General features: G+C 64.9%; 18 protein-coding genes. 10 read left to right on the top strand and 8 right to left on the bottom strand.

Annotated features, from left to right (window positions below; translation table 11 throughout):
* Positions 1-21: 21 nt before the first annotated feature.
* Entirely contained in the window at positions 22-981 is a 960-nt protein-coding gene (locus tag ACSC1P_RS05835) for a PrsW family intramembrane metalloprotease (RefSeq protein ID WP_435359191.1), read from the bottom strand.
* Positions 982-1,105: 124 nt separating this feature from the next.
* Here ACSC1P_RS05835 and ACSC1P_RS05830 point away from each other — a divergent pair, with 124 nt between their 5' ends.
* Positions 1,106-1,312, top strand: coding sequence for a hypothetical protein (locus ACSC1P_RS05830; RefSeq protein WP_435359190.1), 207 nt, complete (start codon positions 1,106-1,108; stop codon positions 1,310-1,312).
* A 37-nt stretch (positions 1,313-1,349) separates the two neighbouring features.
* On the opposite strand, the gene carB is transcribed toward ACSC1P_RS05830, so the two are convergent.
* On the bottom strand, positions 1,350-4,511 hold the full coding sequence (gene carB, locus ACSC1P_RS05825; RefSeq protein WP_435359189.1) for a carbamoyl-phosphate synthase large subunit: 3,162 nt from the start codon (positions 4,509-4,511) through the stop codon (positions 1,350-1,352).
* Positions 4,512-4,864: 353 nt separating this feature from the next.
* On the opposite strand from carB, the gene ACSC1P_RS05820 reads away from it, so the two are divergent.
* Positions 4,865-5,503 (top strand): SIMPL domain-containing protein, encoded by a 639-nt coding sequence (locus ACSC1P_RS05820; RefSeq protein ID WP_435359188.1) that lies wholly within the window; start codon positions 4,865-4,867, stop codon positions 5,501-5,503.
* A 20-nt stretch (positions 5,504-5,523) separates the two neighbouring features.
* Here the strand turns inward: ACSC1P_RS05820 and ACSC1P_RS05815 are convergent, their stop codons facing one another.
* The 5 genes from ACSC1P_RS05815 to ACSC1P_RS05795 form a co-directional block, all read right to left on the bottom strand.
* Positions 5,524-5,763 carry a hypothetical protein gene (locus ACSC1P_RS05815; RefSeq protein WP_435359187.1) on the bottom strand — a complete coding sequence of 80 codons (240 nt, stop codon included), beginning with the start codon at positions 5,761-5,763 and terminating at the stop codon, positions 5,524-5,526.
* 80 nt (positions 5,764-5,843) lie between these two features.
* A complete protein-coding gene (locus ACSC1P_RS05810) occupies positions 5,844-6,374 on the bottom strand; it encodes a DUF5815 family protein (protein ID WP_435359186.1) in 531 nt (176 codons plus the stop codon).
* A gap of 51 nt (positions 6,375-6,425) precedes the next feature.
* Positions 6,426-6,839, bottom strand: a complete 414-nt coding sequence (locus ACSC1P_RS05805; RefSeq protein ID WP_435359185.1) for a DUF7124 domain-containing protein — start codon at positions 6,837-6,839, stop codon at positions 6,426-6,428.
* A gap of 78 nt (positions 6,840-6,917) precedes the next feature.
* Complete coding sequence (locus ACSC1P_RS05800) at positions 6,918-7,148, bottom strand: hypothetical protein (RefSeq protein ID WP_435359184.1); 231 nt, start codon at positions 7,146-7,148, stop codon at positions 6,918-6,920.
* Positions 7,149-7,239: 91 nt separating this feature from the next.
* Positions 7,240-8,487 (bottom strand): NAD(P)/FAD-dependent oxidoreductase, encoded by a 1,248-nt coding sequence (locus ACSC1P_RS05795; protein ID WP_435359183.1) that lies wholly within the window; start codon positions 8,485-8,487, stop codon positions 7,240-7,242.
* Between the two features lie 187 nt (positions 8,488-8,674).
* Between ACSC1P_RS05795 and ACSC1P_RS05790 the strand changes: the two genes are divergently transcribed.
* On the top strand, positions 8,675-9,256 hold the full coding sequence (locus ACSC1P_RS05790; protein WP_435359182.1) for a DUF6149 family protein: 582 nt from the start codon (positions 8,675-8,677) through the stop codon (positions 9,254-9,256).
* 604 nt (positions 9,257-9,860) lie between these two features.
* On the opposite strand, the gene ACSC1P_RS05785 is transcribed toward ACSC1P_RS05790, so the two are convergent.
* Positions 9,861-11,219 carry an NAD(P)/FAD-dependent oxidoreductase gene (locus ACSC1P_RS05785; RefSeq protein ID WP_435359181.1) on the bottom strand — a complete coding sequence of 453 codons (1,359 nt, stop codon included), beginning with the start codon at positions 11,217-11,219 and terminating at the stop codon, positions 9,861-9,863.
* Positions 11,220-11,308: 89 nt separating this feature from the next.
* Between ACSC1P_RS05785 and ACSC1P_RS05780 the strand changes: the two genes are divergently transcribed.
* From ACSC1P_RS05780 to ACSC1P_RS05750, 7 genes are all read left to right on the top strand, one after another.
* Complete coding sequence (locus ACSC1P_RS05780) at positions 11,309-13,030, top strand: histidine kinase N-terminal 7TM domain-containing protein (RefSeq protein ID WP_435359180.1); 1,722 nt, start codon at positions 11,309-11,311, stop codon at positions 13,028-13,030.
* A 71-nt stretch (positions 13,031-13,101) separates the two neighbouring features.
* Positions 13,102-13,983, top strand: coding sequence for a homoserine kinase (locus ACSC1P_RS05775; RefSeq protein WP_435359179.1), 882 nt, complete (start codon positions 13,102-13,104; stop codon positions 13,981-13,983).
* Between the two features lie 135 nt (positions 13,984-14,118).
* Positions 14,119-14,439 (top strand): hypothetical protein, encoded by a 321-nt coding sequence (locus tag ACSC1P_RS05770; RefSeq protein ID WP_435359178.1) that lies wholly within the window; start codon positions 14,119-14,121, stop codon positions 14,437-14,439.
* A gap of 4 nt (positions 14,440-14,443) precedes the next feature.
* The gene (locus tag ACSC1P_RS05765; RefSeq protein ID WP_435359177.1) at positions 14,444-14,845 is read left to right on the top strand and encodes a hypothetical protein; all 402 of its coding nucleotides are present in this window, start codon (positions 14,444-14,446) and stop codon (positions 14,843-14,845) included.
* Between the two features lie 226 nt (positions 14,846-15,071).
* Positions 15,072-16,607, top strand: a complete 1,536-nt coding sequence (locus ACSC1P_RS05760) for an amidohydrolase (protein WP_435359176.1) — start codon at positions 15,072-15,074, stop codon at positions 16,605-16,607.
* Between the two features lie 343 nt (positions 16,608-16,950).
* The gene (nadA, locus tag ACSC1P_RS05755; RefSeq protein WP_435359175.1) at positions 16,951-18,084 is read left to right on the top strand and encodes a quinolinate synthase NadA; all 1,134 of its coding nucleotides are present in this window, start codon (positions 16,951-16,953) and stop codon (positions 18,082-18,084) included.
* A gap of 3 nt (positions 18,085-18,087) precedes the next feature.
* On the top strand, positions 18,088-19,605 hold the full coding sequence (locus ACSC1P_RS05750; RefSeq protein ID WP_435359174.1) for an L-aspartate oxidase: 1,518 nt from the start codon (positions 18,088-18,090) through the stop codon (positions 19,603-19,605).
* Position 19,606: the final 1 nt, after the last annotated feature.

Raw genomic sequence — 19,606 nt, 5'->3', positions numbered from 1 at the left:
CGAAAAACCGGTGTCCGTTGCTTACGCGCTGACGCGCTTGTACGCCGCACGGTAGCGCGATATCTTCCGGTAGAGGAAGTAGCCCACGAGCCCGTCGAACGCGAGGACGAACCCGAGGAAGGCGACGACGCTAACGACGCCGCCGAACGCGCCAAAGGGCAGCAGTGCTGTCAGTGAGTTGTAGGTCGCGTGGACGACCGCCGCGACGAGCAGTCCCTTCACGACGATTGGTCCCCAGTGGTCGTTCGCGAACTTCGCCAGTCCGAGGTAGTAGCCCGCGATTGCCGAGTACAGGACGTGGCCGGGGCCGACGAACGCGCGCTGGGTCGCCGTGCCGATGGCGGCAGTCGTCGGTTGACTCGCCTGCAGCGTCCCCGCCTCGATGAGTACCTTCGAGATGTACAGCGCGTTCTCGATGGAAGCGAAGCCGAGACCGGCGACCGCGCCGTACACCGCGCCGTCGACGACCGCGTCGAAGTCGTCCGTGTTGTAGGCGTACGAGCGAATCGCGAGCCACTTCACCGTCTCTTCGACGGGGGCGACGACGAGGAAGAAGAAGCCGACCATCCCGACGAACGGGAGCGCCGTGACGAGCGGCTGGAGCGCGCTGTTGGCCGTCGCGGCGAAACTGGCGAACAACACCGCGAGCAGGAACGTCACCGAGAGCGTCCACACCGGTTCGCGCATCGTCGGGTCACCGTACCAGATGATGCCGACGAGGACGAACGCCGGGACCATGGACGCCAGCGTCAACACGCCGAGACCGGGCCGGGCCGCGAGCGCGTAGAGGACGAGGCCCATCTGTCCGAGGAACAGCACGAGCGCGACGAGGACGACCAGCCACTTCGCCACGCCGGTCAAGCCGGTGTGCAGCGAGGAGGCGACGGCGTCGAGTCGGCTGCGCTCGTCCCAGTCGGTGACCTCGTACTTGCCGCCCAGTTCGCGCTTCACCGGGTCCTGTGTCTTCTCGCTCCCTGCCATTCGTGTGGACGAGTTGGGTATCGACACGTGTAGGACTGCAGCCAAGACAGTTAGCGATGTGCGGCGATGCTGGAAGTGATCGTTTTGGCAAAAGAGATTTGCCACGGTCCTGAGAAGAGGGGCTATGGCAGACCACCTCTTCGACCGTCTCTGGCGACGGTTCGAACAGAGTCAGTTCCTCGTCGCCGTCGGAATCCTCGCGGTCCTCGTCGGGTCGGTGGCAGCAGAGTTCTTCATTGCGGCTACTGGTCCACTCGTCGGTGGGGCCGGCGGTGTCCTCGTCGCGGCTGTCGTACTCTTGGTCGGCATTCGCGCCGTGAAAACGTTCTGAGCGTCCGAGACGTTCTGGCCGCCCGCTACTGGTCGACTTACAGGCCCCACTGCGCCACGCGGCGCGGGCGATCTGCGACGGCCATCACTTCGAGGTCGCCGTCTTTCGCGGCGAGTCCTTCGAGGTAGGCGTGTGCGCTCGCCTCCGTCGTCAGGTAGGGCACGTCTTCGTCGACGGCCGTCTTCAGCGTCTCTAGTTCGTCGCTCACGACGAACTGGACCTTGCCTTCGCGGATTGCCTGCGGTGTGTCGTCGAACGTCTGGACGTCGAAGAACTCCTCGAAGCCGTCGACCGGGAGGTCGACGACCGCGACGCCTTCCTCGACCGCGTTCATCGCGGCTTGCTGGGACTTCCAGTAGGCCATGCCGAAGTCGCTCGCAGTGCCCATGACCTCACCCGTGGACTTCATCTCCGGGCCGAGGCGCGGGTCCGAGTTCGGCAGGCGGTCGAACGGCAGGACGACCTCCTTGATGCTCGTGTGGTCCGGAATCTGCTCTTTCGCGTCGAGGTCGGCCAGCGAGTCGCCGGCCATGACCTTCGCGGCCAACTTGGCGATTGGGACGCCGGTCGCCTTCGAGACGAACGGGACGGTACGCGAGGAGCGCGGGTTCGCTTCGAGTACGTACACTTCGCCGTCCTTCACGGCGAGCTGGACGTTCAGCAGCCCGATGGTGTCGAGCGCGCGGGCGATGTCCTCCGTGACCTCACGGACTCTCGACAGTGTCTCGGCGTCGAGCGAGCGCGGCGGAATCATACACGCGGAGTCACCGGAGTGGACACCGGCAGACTCGACGTGTTCCATGATGCCGCCGATGAGCACGTCCTCGCCGTCGGAGACCGCGTCCACGTCGAGTTCCACCGCGTCCGCGAGGAACTCGTCGATGAGGATGGGCTTGTTCGGCGAGACTCTGACTGCTTCCTCCATGTACGTCTTCAGTTCGTCGTCGTCGTACACCACGTCCATCGCGCGGCCGCCGAGGACGTAGCTCGGGCGCACGAGCACCGGGTAGCCGATGTCGTGGGCGAGGTCGAGTGCTTCGTCCTCGCTGGTCGCGGAGCCACCGCTCGGCTGGGCGATACCGAGGTCGTCCATCAGCCGGTTGAACCGGTCGCGGTCCTCGGCGAGGTCCATCGCGTCGACACTGGTCCCCATGACTTTGCAGTCGAGACCGCGGCGAGCGAGTTCTTTCTCCAGTGGCTCACCGATGTCGACCGAGGTCTGGCCACCGAACTGGACCATCACGCCGTCGGCGTTGGTCTCCTCGATGACGTCGGCGACCTCTTCTGCGGTGATGGGTTCGAAGAACAGGCCGTCGGACGTGTCGTAGTCGGTCGAGACGGTCTCGGGGTTGTTGTTCACGACGTGGGCGTCGATGCCCATCTCGCGCAGGGCCTGTACGGCGTGGACTGCACAGTAGTCGAACTCGACCCCCTGTCCGATGCGGATGGGGCCGCCGCCGACCACGACGACGCTCTTCGCGTCGCGGTCGACCTGTACTTCGTTACGTGTGCGCCCACCCATCTCGGCGGGGTCGCGCGAGGAGTAGTAGTACGGTGTCGAGGCAGCGAACTCGCCCGCGCAGGTGTCGACCTGCTTGTACGAGCGTTTCGGTGCTGCCTCCTCCACGTCGTCGACGGTCGCCTCGCCGCCGTCGGGGGCCGCGAGTTCGGCGACCTCCGCGTTCGTGAAGCCGAGTGCGGCCGCGCCGGTGAAGTCGCCGTCCTGTGCGGCGACCGCGGCGTCGGCGATGTTCTTGTAGCGCTCGACGTACCACTCCTCGATGCCGGTGAGTTCACAGACCGTCTCGACCGTGTAGCCGCGCTCGAACGCCTCGAACATCCCGTAGTGGCGGTCGGGCGACGGGCGAATCAGGTACTGCTCGTCGAGTTCCTCGTTGGACACCTCGTCCCAGTCCACGTCCGGGTCGTACTCGGTGGAACGCAGGGCCTTGAGCAGACTCTCCTCGAAGGTTCCCCCGATGGCCATCGCCTCGCCGGTACTCTTCATCGCCGTCGAGAGCGTGAAGTCCGTCTCGGGGAACTTGTCGTTCGGCCAGCGCGGCACCTTCGTCACGACGTAGTCGATGGCCGGTTCGAAGGCGGCCGTCGTCTGACCGGTAATCTCGTTCGTAATCTCGTGCAGGCGCTTGCCGAGGGCGACCTTCGCCGTGACGCGGGCGATTGGGTAGCCGGTCGCTTTCGACGCCAGTGCGGACGAGCGCGAGACACGTGGGTTCACTTCCACGACGCGGTACTCGCCGCCGGGTGTGCCGTCGTCGCGCCACGCGTGCTGGATGTTACAACCGCCCTCGATACCGAGTTCGCGGATGACCTTCAGCGCGGAGTCGCGCATCGCCTGATGGCCATCGTCGGGGATGACCTGCGAGGGTGTGACGACCGTGGACTCCCCGGTGTGGATGCCCATCGGGTCGATGTTCTCCATGTTGCAGATGATGATACACGAGTCGTCGGCGTCGCGCATCACCTCGTACTCCAGTTCGACCCAGCCCGCGATGGACTCCGTAATCAGCACCTCACTGTTGCGCGATAGGCGCAGCCCCTTGCGGACGCGCCGTTTTAGTTCGTCCATGTCCTCGACGACGCCGGACCCGCTCCCGCCGAGCGTGTAGGTCGTGCGCGAGATGACGGGGAGACCGCCGACCTCCTCGACTGCTGCCTCGACGCGGTCCGCGATTGCCTCCTCGCTCAACTCGGAGACTTTCTCGCCTTCTTCGAGGCGGATGGTCGTCGACTTCGGGACGGGTTCGCCGATTTTCTCCATACGCTGGCGGAAGAGGTCGCGGTCTTCCGTCGCGTAGATGGTGTCGAGCGGCGTGCCCATGACCTCCACGTCGTACTCTTCGAGGATGCCCTCCTCGGAGAGTTCCGCCGTGACGTTCAGGCCGGTCTGGCCACCGAGTCCGGCGATGACGCCGTCGGGGCGCTCTTTCCGGATGATCTCCGCGATGGCTTCGGTCGTAATCGGTTCGATGTACACCCGGTCGGCCATCTCCGGGTCCGTCATGATGGTCGCCGGGTTCGAGTTGACGAGGACGACTCGTGCGCCTTCCTCTTGGAGCGCGCGACACGCCTGCGCGCCGGAGTAGTCGAACTCTGCGGCCTGTCCGATCTGGATTGGGCCGCTGCCGATGAGGAGGATAGTACGTCCATCGCCTGCGTCAGTTTTCCCGCCGGTCATGCTTCTCTGTTCAGTGCAAATTCGTACATCGTAATAAGGTCCACGATTACCTACGAGAAACGTAGTGGTTTTTCGAATTTCGAACTTGTCGGTCGATAACAAGGCTCGTCGCGTGTCGCTATCGTATTTCTCAGTCGTGTAGACGCCGCTCTCGCCCGTTCGCGCGCCTTCGCGTGCATGCGCGAGGTGAAGACGATACCAGTAAGTACCAGTACCAGTCGAAACGGCCGCCGTCACTTCCGATTGGCCGTCGTCGCTTCCGACAGGTACCTTCCCAACTGGCACGTCGACGAGACGGTGACGCCTGTCTACCACTGGCGAACACCCTTCTGGGTTGGGGCTGAATCCCGACCATGGCCAGTCGTTCCATCACGACCAGTGCAGTCGGTGTCGCGAGCGAACCACCGGACGAGGTCACGATCCAGTTCTCCGCCACAGCAATCGAGCCCGACATCACCAGTGCCCGCCGTACCGTGGCCGAAACGGCCGCCGACCTTCGGCGACTCCTCGACGCACGGGGAATCCCGGCCGACCGAACTCGGACGGTCCGGTTCAACGTCCGAGAACACCGACCTGCGCCGAACGAACCCGACGACCGAGAGGCGGACCAGTATCTCGCGACCGAGGTCGTCAGCGTCTCGCTTCACGCACTCGACGACTTGAGCGAGACGCTCTCGACCGCCGTCGACGACGCTGGGGTCGAAATCGGGGACGTGACGTTCACGTTTCAGACGCCGACCCGGCGGGCACTGCAGCGCGAAGCCATTGCTGACGCGGTCGAAACGGCACGCGGAAAAGCCGAAGCTGCAGCAGCAGCTGAAGGGCTGACCGTCGGCGAGGTAGTACAGATGCAGACTGACGGTGGGTCCCAACCACGGCAGACGGGGTCCGGACTGGTACTGGACACGGAACAATCGCGTTCCGGCCCGGAAAGCGGGCCGATAGAGACACACGTCACTGTCGAAGTCGAGTACGAGTTACGAGATTCGTAGCCGGTGCGCGCGACCGAAAATCAGTTCGACACGTTCGACTGTTCGAGAATCCGATACTGGTAGGGCTGCTCGCGGATGACCTCGACGTTTCCGTGTTCGGCGTGTCGACCGAGTATGGTCGCGACACGGTGAGCGCTCCCCACGTCTTCGCCGTGGGCTTCGAGGAGGGCGACGATTTCGCGCGCCGACAACGGCTCGTCTGCGTCCGCCTCCGCGAGGACGGCCTTGATGCGCTCGAACTCGCTCCGGCGGTCTTGCATGTACGGGAGAACAGAACGTCCAGTGGCATAAAACGAACCCAGTACAATGCAGACAAGTGTCACACAGAGACGACGATAGGTCAGAGCGCGGTGTCGTGTTCTGACGTGAACTCGCGCTGCTCGCGGTACTCGGCGACGAACTCGCTCACGTCGAACTCCAGCATCTGGCGTTCGAAGTCCGTCATCGTCGCGTCGTCCTCAGCGTGGCTGACGGCGTGTTCCATCATCTCGACGACAAGTTCCACGATTATCTCGTGGAGGCGCACCGCGTCGAACTCGGTGAGCCAGACCATCGAACAGCCGATGGTCCCGTCGTCGGAAACGTCTGCACTCGCGACTTTCTCGGGGAACTCTTCGAGCACGATGCCCATGAGGTGTGGCGTGCCGAACTCGTCGAACTCGTCGGCCGTCTCGACGGTCTCTCTGAGTACCTGGACCAGCGACTCGGGGAAGAAGCGCGAGGGCGGGTGGACGTCCATCACGACCGCGTAGTGTTCGCCGTCCTCGACGTACTCGCGCATCCCGAGGTCGATGGTACTCACGTCGACGGTCGGGCCGTCCGGGAGGGAGAGTTCGGTCCCCGGCCCACCCGGTACGCGTGGTTCGCTCATGCAGGGGTCTCGGCGACCGGGAGCAAAAAGTGGCGCGCTCTGGTTCCGGTCTCAGGGCCAGTCGTCGCGCACGGGTTCTTCGGCGTCTTCGTCCTCGTCTTCGCTCGCCAGTTCCCAGCCTGCGGCCTCGGCCGCGTCGGTCACCGGGAGGTACTCCCAGCCGACTTCGTCGGCGAGGTCTGCGTCCTCCTGCGTGGTCGAGACGAAGACGTGGCGGTCAGTATCGAACTGGTCGCCGACGCTCTCCAGACTCTCTGCTTTGCCACGCGGTCCCGAGAAGAAGTCCTGTCGGATGCGGTTCTTGCGCGTGAAGTTCGTCACGACGTAGGTCGGTTTGTCCGAGACGACACCGACGTACTTGCTCCAGCGTCGTGCGTCGTCGAACACCACTTCGGGGTCGGCCAGCGCTTCGAGTGCGGACAGCTCGAACGCGAGCGTCATCGTTCCAGAGTTCCCGCCGTTCATGCCTGTGAGTCGCTTCGGGGCCGGGAAAACGGTGTCGGAAGTGGACCGACGGCCTCTCGGGTAGGGGTGCTCGCGCGGTTAGCGCAGTTCGACCTGCAGGTACTCAGTGAACACGATGATTTCGCCGTCTCTCAGGTCGGCGGCTGGGCGATCCGGTAGCATGTTCGGGCCGTCGTCGGCCAGTACACGGACGAGCTGGTCGAACGCTTCCTCCGAGAGCTGGTCGGCGTGGCGAACGGTCGCTCCCGCAGGGACGGCGTCCACTGCGGTGAAACGGAGACTACCCGATAAAGTGTCACTAACTGCCATAGGTCGTGGTAACGTATGTCACACTATGGGATAAAGCTTCGCCTTACTGCAGCAACCAACCGGAAAAATTCAGCTCCAGTTCGCGTCGGACTTACTGTTCCTGTGCGGGCGCGTCGAGCATCTCCACGTCGAAGTCCTCTTCGAGCAGGACCTCCTCCTGGCCGGTGAGGTCGCGCTCCTCGCGGATGATGCGCTTGAACGTCGACTGCAGCTTCAGGTCGCCGATGAGGACGCCACCGATGAGCTTGCCGTTCTTGAACGTGAGACGACGCCACTCAGTATCGGAGTACTTGCGCTCTGCGTCGTCGTCGCCGATGGTCGGGTGACCGAACGAGACGAACGGGAGGTCGTCGAAGTGCGAGATGGAGTACGAAGAGACGTGCCGGAACTCCTCGGGCTCGTCGTTCGCCATGTTCTTCGCGGCGATGGCACCCTGCTTCTTCGCGGAGTCCCACGAACCGTTCTGGGCGTGCTCTTCGAGGATGACGTCGTAGAACTTCGTGATGTCACCGGCGGCGTAGACGTCCTCGACGTTGGTCTCCATGAACTTGTCGACGACGATGCCGTTGTCCGTCTCGATGCCGGAGCCACGGAGGAACTCGGTGTTGAAGTTCAGGCCGATGGCGACGCCCACGAAGTCGCCGTCGTACGCTTCGCCGTTCGGGTCGACCGCACCGTTGACGACGCCGTCGTCGTCGGTCGTGAAGTGGTCGACACCGGACTGGAAGACGGGTTCGACGCCCATCTCGCGGAGGGCCTCGTGGATGATTTCACCGCCGTCCTCGCTGAGGGCGTAGCGCCACCAGCAGTCACCACGCATGAGGTACTTGGCGTCGATGCCGCGGGCCCCACACACTGCGGCGAAGTCGATGCCGAGCAGGCCCGCACCGACGACGATGCCGGTGTCTGCGGCTTCCGAGCGCTCGGCGATTGCACGAGCGTCCTGGAAGGTCCAGAAGTGGTTGACACCCTCGGCGTCTGAGTTCTCGACGGGGAGCTGCGTCGGCGTCCCACCAGTCGCGACGAGCAGACTGTCGTACTCGTACTCGTCGCCCGAGTAGGTGTGGACGACGTGTGCGTCGGTATCGACACGCGTGACGTGCGTGTTGAGTTCGAGGTCGATGTCACGCTCCTCGTACCACTCTTCGTCGTGGAGGAACAGTGGGTCCTCCATCGGAATTTTCCCTTTCGCGTACTCTTTGATGAGAATACGATTGTACAGCGGTTCACCCTCGTCGGTCAGGACGGCGATGTCGGCGTCGGGTGACTCCTCACGGAGTGTTTTGGCCGCGGAACCACCGGCGATACCGTCGCCGATGATGACGTACGACTCACTCATACGCGCAGGGTTCGGTACGGGGGTTAAAGTGGATTGCCATTCAGTCGTTTTCCGCGACGTATTGTGATATGATACCACGTTGACTCGTCGTCGACCGTCCGTCGGTCACCTCGACATCGGATGGCTACGCCTCTCGTACTGCTGGTGGCGGGACGTTCAAGGCGGTCCACTCCCAACCCCGTCCACGATGAAGATACGCCAGAACGTCAAACACTTCGCGTACAAGGCGGCGCTGTCCGCACCGGTCCTCGGTCCCGTCGCGACCGAGAAACTCGTCGACTTGCACACGCGCATCTTCCTCGAAAAGGCCGACGAGGCCCACCGCGAGGAACGCCGCGAACACCTCGACGACTTCTTCGCGGCGACCATCGACACCTACCTCGCCGCGCTCGACCACTACCCCGAGGCTGAGGCACGCGAGATTACGCACGTGCAGGGTAACTTCGACTTCTACAACCACGGCTGGACCGAGATGATGGAGTTCCCGGCCGACGAACTGGAGACCCACTACGAGCGCTACGAGTCGTTCTTCCGCGCGAACGACATCACCATCGACGACCCGCTCGGCGCGTTCCGGCCCGCCGACGGTATCGCCGAGGCACCGTCGACGCCCGAGAAACTGGAGAACCCCGAACACCCCCACGCCGAAGGCGGCTTCGCCGACGACGTGTACGTCGAGACGGCCGACGGCGAAATCGTCGTCGGTGGGCAGGACGAACCGGAGGACGTGGACCCGTCAGAGACGCTCGGCATCTCGTCGGACGAATAATCCCGTCGTTCTCGACGACGCTCGTTCGTGGCGGCCCGCTTCTCGATTCGCTCGACAACCGCTCTCACCAGCCTCTCGCCTCTGTCCTGCGTGTTCTCAGAACCATGTGCCATGTTACCGCACAAAATGGTTATGTCCTCCCCGGTCGTACACTAACTTGCCCACCGGGAATCACGGGGGCACACCGGACGCTTCGCGCCCTGATCGAACCGGTCTTGAACCGGACGAGACGGACGGAAGTAGGGGACAACACCAAAGAATCCGTAACACGATTACGAGGTCACGACTCCGAAGGAAGACCGTACCGGACCAGTGTTCGGCCGCCATGGCGGTCGAAGGCGAAGGCCAAGTATCGGAGTACCTGTAAAGGGACTTCGGGAATATCTCGGCATGCAGGTGAGAATCCTGCCAAGGTCGGCTTCGGTCGACTGAGTCGGTGTAATTCCGACGAAAGCCAGGCATGGCCGTGTGGTCTGGGGACAACGTTTCCCGTCCGGGTCCAAGCCGTGGTTTCCGGGTTTTGCGTTCTTTACATCCGAGAGCGACGAGTTCGCGTCTCGGGCCGCTGTCTGTTCTTCACCGAGCCGGCGCTCCGCCGTGCCGCCTACTCCGCCACCGACGACTCGACCGACGATTTCGACTCGTCAGCCGCACGCTCCAACGCGAGGTCGGCACACTCGTATCCTGCCACGATTGCCCCGTTGAGCGAGCGCTCCGGGTACTGCGCGAGCGAGGCCATCCCGGCGTAGTAGACGCCATCGCCGACCTCGTCGCCGAGGTCGTACGGGACGACCATGTCGAGGTAGCCGCGTTCGTACACGGGTGCGGTCCGCGGGTTGCGCGCCGTCTCGACCCAGTTGACCATCTCGGGGTCGAAGTCGGGGAAGAGGTCCTGAATCCCGTCCTGCCAGTACTGTTCGACCTCTTCGTCGTCCATGTTCCACAGGTCTTCGCTCGGGTCCTGGACGTAGCTCGCGGTGTAGTAGAGGTGCTCGCCGCCGTAACGGGACTCGTCGATGAAGTTCGTGTGTTCGATGAGGACGCCGAAGGGTGCCTCGTCCTTGATGTTGAGCCAGTAGGTGTCCGTCAGCGACCCGGCCATGCTCCAGACGGAACAGACCGTCCCCTGGAAGTCGATGTCGCACTCGTAGCCGGTGAGGTCTTCGAGCACGTTCGGCATCGCGGCGACGACGACCGACTCGACCTTCTTCGTCTCGAACCCGTCGTCGGTCACGACCGTCAGCGAGGACACGTCACCGCCGGCCATGCCGACCTCGGTCACGCGTGCGCCGGTGGTGATGTTCTCCCGGCCGACCGCGTCGACGAGTGCGTCGATGAGCACCGCGAACGAGCCGTCGAAGTAGCCCAGTTGCTCGCCCTTGAGCAGGTCGCGCTCGCCGCGGAACTTGATGCGTCCGAGGAGCCATGCCGCGGAAACGTCCTCTTTCCGACTGCCGAACTTCGCGTCCAGCAGCGGTTCGAAGAAACTCTCGTAGACGTTCTTCGTCGTGTGTTCGAGGACGAAGTCCTTGATGGGAATCTGCTCGAAGTCCTCCAGTCGCTCGTACGTGTCGAACGACGGGATGCCGCCGCGGATGTCGACCTCCATGGTGAGCATCCCGAGACGGAACTTGTCGTAGAGCGAGAGGTGCGGATACGCCGCGATTTCCCACGCCTTGTCCATCGGATGGACGACGCCGTCGACGTAGTACGCGTCGGACTTGTACGGCCACTCCAGTCGGTCGCCGACGCCGAGTTCTTCGGCGAGTTCGACGATGGTCTCCTCCGACTTCGAGAGGTGGTGGTAGAACTTCTCTATCGGCTGGCCACTGGTCTCGTAGACGGCCGCGAGGCCGCCAAGGTCGTCGCTCGCCTCGAATATCTGCGCGTCGTACCCCTGCTGCTGGAGTCGATGCGCGGCCGCGAGTCCGGCGATACCGCCGCCGACGATGCCGACTGTCATTACCACCGACTCCGGGGCGACGAGCGAAGGGTCTTTTGGATACTGGCCAGCAGCGTTAACCGTCTCGCCAGTCAACCACTGTCGAGTCTATGGGCTTACAGTGGACGCTGCTGGCCGTGCCGCTCTTGTTCGGTGCCGGTGTCCAACTCGTCGTCGCCCTCGCTGTCCTCAGCAGACGAGAACGGTACGCACACGTTCCAGGGTCCCGCGTCGCCGCCGCGTTGCTCGTCGCCGTGAGCGTGATGATGCTCACGTACGCGGTCGAACTCGCAATCACTGGACCCGATACAGCCGGTGTCTACGACGCCAAGGTGCTGTGGAACATGGCGCAGTACCTCGGAATGGCCGCGGTACCGGGGCTCTGGTTCTGCTACACCGTCCGTTTCACGCGGTACGACGGAGTCCCGCGGGCAGTTTGGGGACTGATCGTCGCCGGTGCCGTGTTGACTCCGGTGGTCGTCTTCACGAACTCGTTCCATCACCAATTCTGGCCCAGTGCGTCACTGGCGACCGACGGGCCAGTCCCAGTTCTCGTCAACGAGCACGGCGTCGCCTTCTACGCGTTCGTCGCCTACTCCTACGCGCTCGTGCTCGCCGCAACTTCGCTGCTCGTCCGCGCCTACGCCGGGTCGGTCGGTCTCTATCGCCGACAGACGCTCGGGCTGCTCGTCGGGTCGCTCGCTCCGTTCGTCGCCAGCGGCGTGTATCTCGTCGGGCCGACGCCGCTTCGCGAGTTCAACTTGACCGCCTTCGGCTTCGCCGTCACTGCGGCGGCCGTCGCGTGGTCGGTCCGCAGGCACCGACTCCTCTCGCTCGCGCCAATCGCGCGCCGAACGGCCCTCGAACAGATGGTCGACCCGGCGGTCGTCCTCGACCCGGACGGTCGCGTGCTGGACAGCAACCCCGCAGCCAGTGCGCTGTTCACGACCGCGCCGGTCGGCCACTGTGCCACGAGGGTCGCCGCCGTTCCGTTCGATACTGGCGGCGAGGACGACAGCGACGAGGCGCTGGTCACCGTCACCGACGACGGCGCGGACCGCCACTTCGAGCGGACCCGGACCGACCTCACCGACGGCCAGCGCGTCATCGGGACGCTCGTGGTTTTCCGCGACGTGACCGACCGGGTCCGGCGCGAGCGCGAACTCCGTCGACAGAACGAACGCCTCGACCAGTTCGCGAGCGTCGTCAGTCACGACCTGCGGAATCCGCTCGGTGCCGCCGAAGGCTACCTCGACCTCTATCGCGAGACAGGCCAGTCAGTCCACTACGATAGCGTCGTCCGCGCACACGACCGCATGGAAGCAATCGTCGACGACCTGCTCGCGCTGGCCCGCGACGGCGGCGACCTCGGCGAGACCGAACCCGTCTCGGTGCAGACGGCAGCGGCCCGCGCATGGGAGAGCATCGACGCCGAAGACGTGACGCTCGAACTAGGCGGAGAAACGCAGGTCGAGGCCGACCGTGGCCGCATCCTCCGTCTGTTCGAGAACCTGTTTCGCAACTCGATAGAACACGGCCAAGCAGTACCACCGTCCCATCCTGCGACCGATGGCGGGGCCGAACCACTGACCGTCTCGGTCGGCGTCCGCGACGACGGCCGTGGGTTCTACGTCGCAGACGATGGCGTCGGCCTCCCCGAGCACCTCCGCGAGAACGTCTTCGAGTCTGGCGTCACCGGGAGCGAGACAGGCACCGGCCTCGGACTGGCTATCGTCGCGTCCATCGCCGACAGCCACGGCTGGGCGGTCTATCCCGGTGAGAACGAGGACGACGGTGCGCGCTTCGACGTGATAACCGACACGGCCGGATAGTCACCGCAACCGCGTGCGCGAAAGCCGCGTCGTTCGCTAGTTTTTTACACGGACTGAGCCAATTCGGTGGCATGCTCACCGTCCGTGCACCGGCTACGAGCGCGAACCTCGGGAGTGGGTTCGACGTGTTCGGGCTGGCCCTCGACGCGCCAGCAGACGTCGTCCGCGTCGAGCGGGCCGACGAGACCACTATCGAGGTGTCCGGTGCCGGCAGCCAGTACATCCCGGAAGACCCAACCCAGAACACCGCGGGCGTCGTCGCCGCAGAACTCGACGCACCCGCGCGAATCTGCATCGACAAGGGCGTTCGACCGGCGTCCGGCCTCGGCTCGTCGGCCGCCAGCGCGGCCGCCGCCGCAGTCGCACTCAGCGAACTGTACGACCGCGGTCTCACGCGCGAGGAACTGGTTCACGTCGCGGCCGAAGGCGAAGCGGTCGTCTCCGGTGCGGCCCACGCCGACAACGTCGCGCCGGCCATCCTTGGCGGCTTCACCATCGCCCGCGACGACGGCGTCACGCAGGTCGACGCGTCGCTCCCGTTAGTCGCGTGCCTGCCGGACCTCGTCGTCTCGACGCGTGACGCTCGAAAGGTCGTCCCCGAGACCGTCTCGATGTCGGAGATGGTCGACACTGTCGGTAGCGCCGCGACGCTCACCGTCGGAATGACGCGAAACGACCCAGAACTCGTCGGTCGCGGGCTGGAAGAGGCGGTCGTTACGCCGGCCAGAGCTGACCTCATCACGGGCTACGACGCCGCGACGACGGCCGCGAGCGAGGCCGGTGCGACCGGGGTCACGGTCAGCGGCGCTGGCCCGGGCGTCCTCGCCATCTGTCGCTCGCCGGACGACCGGCGGGCGGTCGCGAGCGCCATGCTCGATGCGTTCGAGTCCCATGGCGTCGACGCGCGAGCGTACCAGACCAGCATCGGACAGGGCGCACAGATTTTCCGGTAGACGCGAACAGACTACCTCCGCTATCGACGACGATACCGACGTTCCGGCAGCACGACGCTCCTCTCAGTCAGAAACGAAAACGAGAGCGACAGGTACGCCCGGTAGTTAAGCCGCTGGAGAACGTTATGTGTTGGCATGGCAGCCAGTCGACCACCGTTTCAGTTGTCGCTCGCCAGCCACCCTGTCGAGCGAGTCGGCTGGCTCGCGGAACGAGGTGGTGCAGCACTCGCGCTCGTCGCGGGCCTCGTCGCAGTCGGAACTGGCGCCATCGCCGTCGCTGGTTCGACTGGCCCACTCACCCCAGCAGCGACCGTGGACCGACTGGTGACCGCCGCGGTCGCGTCACCAACGACGCTCTCAGGGGCCGCCCTCGTCTTCCACTGGGCGGTCGTCCTCGTGGCGGTCGGCTGTTGGTTCCTCGGCCTCGGTTTTATCCTGACCGGCTACCTCGACTAAGGTGATGAAGAGAGGGTCTGGTGCCGACGACGCTGTCCTCGCAGCGCTGACGCTGGCGCTCGTCGTCCCCATCGGCTTCGCCGCGGACGTCGACGTGTCGACGCCGCTCTTGCTCGCCGCGTTCGGCGGTGCGCTAGTCCTCGAAGTCGTTCTCGCGTTCCGTGCCGACCTCGTACGCCGACTCTGGACGCTGCCGAGCGTCAGGCCGGTCGCGGTCGGTGCGACCGTCGTCCTCGCGCTCGTCGGCGCGTTCGTCGCTCCGGCAGTCGTCTTCTCGGTGCTGTGGGGCGGTCTCGCCGGGTACCTGACGCTCGCGGCGTTCGTCGTCGCGGGCTACCTCCCGCCGTCGACAGAGTGGTTCGGCGAGGGGAGTGAACGGGAGCCAGGCGACCAGGAACCGAACTGAGCAGGCTAAAGCGTGCACCTGAGGAGTGCACTGGAGCGCACTGTGTTGCGGACAGGCGACACGCTCGACTCGCCGAGCGGTGTGTCGCACACCCGCTGGCCGCCCGGCGGCAGTTCGTCAGGACACACCGACCGTGGCTGCGCTTTCCTACTTGAACGTCGACACACCGATTGGTGTCGCCGGCCCCATCCAAACGTTTACCCACCCGCGAATCACCTGTCGAAGTATGACGGCACCGGCGGACCTCGTGCTGACGAACGCGCGGGTCCACACGCTTACGGACCCGGACGAGACACGAGAGGCGGTCGCGATTCGCGACGGCCACATCGTCCGGGTGGACGACGAGTTCGAGGTCGACTTCCTCGTCGGCGTCGAGACGGACGTGGTCGACTGCGGCGGGCGGGTCGTCCTGCCCGGCTTCGTCGACGCGCACACCCACATGCGAGAACTCGGCCAGTATCAAGTCCACGCCGACCTGAGCCAGGCCGACTCACCCGACCACGCGACCGATATACTCGCCAGTGACGCCCACGACGACCGCGAGTGGATACTCGGCTTCGGCTGGGACGAATCCGGCTGGGACGACGACCGCTACCTCACCCGGGACGACCTCGACGAAGTGAGCGGGGAGCGGCCCGTCGCGGCGATTCGCGTCGACATGCACACAGCAACCCTGAACTCGGTCGCGCTCTCGATGCTCCGCGACGAGATGCCCGACGAGGACGTGCAGACCGACGACGGCGAACCGACGGGTGTCGTCGTCGAAGACGCCATCGAACCGGTGTGGGACGCCATCGAACCTGACCCCGAGGAGACGAGCGAACTGCTCGCCGCGGCACAGTCGTTCGCGGTCGAACGCGGCGTGACCGGCGTTCACGACATGGTTCGCCAGAGCCACGCCCCGCGGGTGTACCGCGAGATGGCGGCCGCCGGCGACCTCGATTTGCGAGTGCGAATCAACTACTGGAGCGACCACCTCGGTGCGGTGCGCGAGGCTGGCCTCCGGACGAACCACGGCTGCATGAAGGTCGAGACGGGAGCCATCAAGTCGTTCACCGACGGGAGCTTCGGCGGCCGGACCGCGAAGCTCTCCGAACCCTACGCCGACGATTCCGAGGAGACCGGCACGTGGGTCGTCGACCCCGACGAACTGGACGACATCGCGCGCGAGGCCGACGATGCGGGCTTCCAGCTAACCGTCCACGCCATCGGCGACGAGGCCATCACGGCGACGCTCGACGCCTTCGAGGAGACCGGAAATCCTGGCGAGTCACGTCACCGCGTCGAACACGTCGAACTGGTCACCGACGAGCACATCGACCGCTTCGCCGACACCGGCATCATCGCCTCCTGCCAGCCGAACTTCCTCCAGTGGGCCGGCGAGGACGGCCTGTACGACCACCGACTCGGGAGCGAGCGGCGCAAACAGACGAATCGCTACCGCGACCTGCTCGACGCGGGCGTAAACCTCGCGTTTTCCAGCGACGTGATGCCGATGGGACCGCTCCTCGGTATCCACCACGCGGTAAACGCGCCGGAACCGAGCCAGCGCCTCACGGTGACCGAGGCTATCCGGGCGTACACCCTCGGTGGTGCGTACGCGGGCTTCGCGGAGGACAGGCTCGGGACGATTGAGGCGGGCAAGCTGGGCGACCTCGTCGTGCTGGACGAGTCGCCGTGGGAGAACGAGGACGCGATTCGCGACATCGACGTAGCGATGACGGTCGTCGACGGCGAGGTCGTGTACGACGCCAGCGTCTGAGCGTTGCGGTTGCTGGCGAAGACAGCCGTAATCGTCGGCGACACGCCAACGAAATCTCTGCTGGTACTCTTTTCGACGCCGAGCACGGGAGGTCGACGCTCCGTCGCTGCGCCGTCGCGTCGCGCTACACTCGCCGGGTGAACCCTTGCAGAGTCGTCCGTGTGACTTTGATTCTGTACGACCCGCGCCAGCACAAACGATTCGAGGACGATATTGCTGATTGTCGGCGTCCCGAACCTGCTATCGGAAATTCACGAGTAGTATTCCACCAGTAAGTCGTATCGAAGAGAAAATTTCTTCAATATGGGCTTCGGAGTGGCAGATAACTACAGGTGCCTACATCGTGCCAAAGATGGAAACTGCGAACTTCGAGACGGAGCTGAGTCTGTTCAAGTACGACAACTTGGAACAGCTGCCGCCGGAGTACCGCGAACTTACGGAAGACGAACGGACCGACCGCATCGAGGCCGCGAAAGCCGAACTCGGCGACGACCTCGTCATCCTCGGCCACAACTACCAGCGCCGCGAAATCGTCGAGCACTCCGACTTCATCGGCGACTCGTATCAGCTGAGCGTCGAGGCCGCGAACGCCGACGCGAAATACGTCGTCTTCGGCGGGGTGACGTTCATGGCCGAATCGGCCGACATCATCACCGACGACGACCAGACCGTCATCCTCCCGTCGATGGAGGCCTCGTGCCCGATGGCCGGGATGGCCGAGGCGCTGCAGGTCGACGCCGCGTGGGAAGAGATTACGAGCGCCGCGCCGGATTCGACCATCATCCCCATCACGTACATGAACAGCTACGCCGACCTGAAGGCGTTCTGTGCCGAACAAGGTGGGCTGGTCTGTACCTCGTCGAACGCCCACCGCGCGTTCGAGTACGCCTTCGAGAAGGGTGACAAGGTGCTGTTCCTCCCCGACAAACACCTCGGCGAGAACACGGCCTACCAGATGGGGATGGAAGACCGCATCGCGAAGTGGGACCCGTGGGACCCCGAGGGCAAAGACGCCGAAGAGGTCGCCGAATCGGACATCATCCTCTGGGACGGCTACTGCCAGGTTCACGAGCGCTTCCGCGTCGACCACATCGAACAGGTCCGCGAGCAATACGACGACGCACAGGTCATCGTCCACCCCGAGTGCCGCCGCGAGGTCGTCGAAGCTGCCGACGTGTCTGGCTCCACGGCAGCCATCTGCGAGACCATCGAGAACGCAGACCCGGGCGACACGTGGGCCATCGGCACCGAGATTCACCTGACTCAGCACCTCCAGCGCTGGCACCCCGAGGTGAACGTCCTGCCACTGTGTGGCGACGCCTGCATGGACTGCAACGCGATGCGCCAAATCGACCCCAACTACCTGACGTGGGTGCTCGAAGAACTGGTCGAGGGGCGCGAGCGCAACGTCATCGAGGTCGCGCCGGAGGAGAAGGAACTGGCGAAAGTCGCACTCGACCGAATGCTGGAGGTCTGACTCATGGAACAGACCGAAGTCCTCGTCGTCGGCACCGGCATCGCCGGCTGTGCGGCCGCACTCGGTGCGGCCCGGCAGGGCGCGAACGTCCTCGTCGTCACGAAGGCGAAGCGGCCCGAAGACGCCTCCTCGGACTGGGCGCAGGGTGGCATCTCCACGACTGGAACCGACCCAGTACAGTTCAAACGCGACATCGTCGCAGCCAGCGCCCACACGGCTGACGAGGCCGCAGTCGATGTTTTGGTAGAAAACGCCGACGCCGCGGTCGAAGACGTGCTCGTCGACACGCTCGACGTCGAATTCGACGCCGACGCCGATACCCACGAGTTCGACTACACGCGCGAGGCCGCCCACTCCGAAAAGCGCATCCTGCACGTCGACGCCTCGACGGGCAAGCACATCCTGCGGCCGTTCCTCAACTACCTCGACGGGCACGAGTCCGTGGAGATTCTGGAAGACACCGCCGCGCTCGAACTCATCACCCACGAGGGAAGAGTCCACGGCGCGATGGTCGACACCGAGAAAACCGGCGAACCGGTGTTCGCGGGGACGACGATTCTCGCAACCGGTGGCATCGGCGACCTGTTCGACCGGAGTACGAACCCAAGCGGTTCGACCGGCGACGGCATCGCCATGGCTGCACTCGCCGGTGCAGACGTGGCAGACATGGAGTTCGTGCAGTTCCACCCGACCGCATTTGCAGGTGAGGACCCCTTCCTTCTCTCCGAGGCAGTTCGGGGAGAAGGCGGTCTCCTCCGAAACGCCGCGGGTGAGCGATTCATGCCCGAGTACCACCCGGACGCCGAACTCGCGCCGCGCGACGTGGTCGCCCGCGCTGTGCAGGACGAAATCGACGCGACGGGCGAGGTCACGCTCGACGTGTCGACGCTCGACGAAGCCTTCGAAGTGGAGTTCCCGGACCTCGCCGCGAAGTGCGAGGAGCGCGACGTGGACTGGGAAGCCGGCATTCCGGTCGCGCCCTGCGAACACTTCCTCTGCGGCGGCATCGACGTGGACCACGACGGAAAGACGACGCTCGACCGACTGTACGCCGTCGGCGAGTGCGCCCGAACCGGTGTCCACGGTGCGAACCGACTCGCCAGCACGAGTCTGCTCGAAGGACTCGTCTGGGGCCTCCGAGCCGGTGAGGACGCGGTCGGTGTCGACCCGAAACCGGTCGAAGCACCCGAACTGCTGGACAGCGACCCGGACCTGCCGCCGCGCTTCGCCGCCGAGAAGTTCCACCGCCTGCGCCGCGTGATGAGCGAACGGGTCGGTCTCCGGCGCGACACGCGCGAACTCGGCCGCGCGCAGGCCGTCCTCCGGCGACTGAAGGGCGAAGTCGACGCCTACAGCCGCACCCGCACTGCGCGCGACCTGTACGAACTGCGCCACGCGAGCGTGACCGCGCTGCTCGTCGCGCGGGCCGCCGCCCAGAACGAGGAGAGCGTCGGCTGTCACTTCGTGTTGGACGACGCAGACGCCGAAGAACCCGGGGCGAAACCGCCCGCGGACGACTAAC

Source organism: Haloarchaeobius caseinilyticus (assembly GCF_051207395.1).
In the GTDB taxonomy this organism is placed as follows: Archaea; Halobacteriota; Halobacteria; order Halobacteriales; family Natrialbaceae; genus Haloarchaeobius.
The sequence above is the reverse complement of the archived record's forward strand: the minus strand, read 5'-3'. Positions and strand labels throughout refer to the sequence as shown.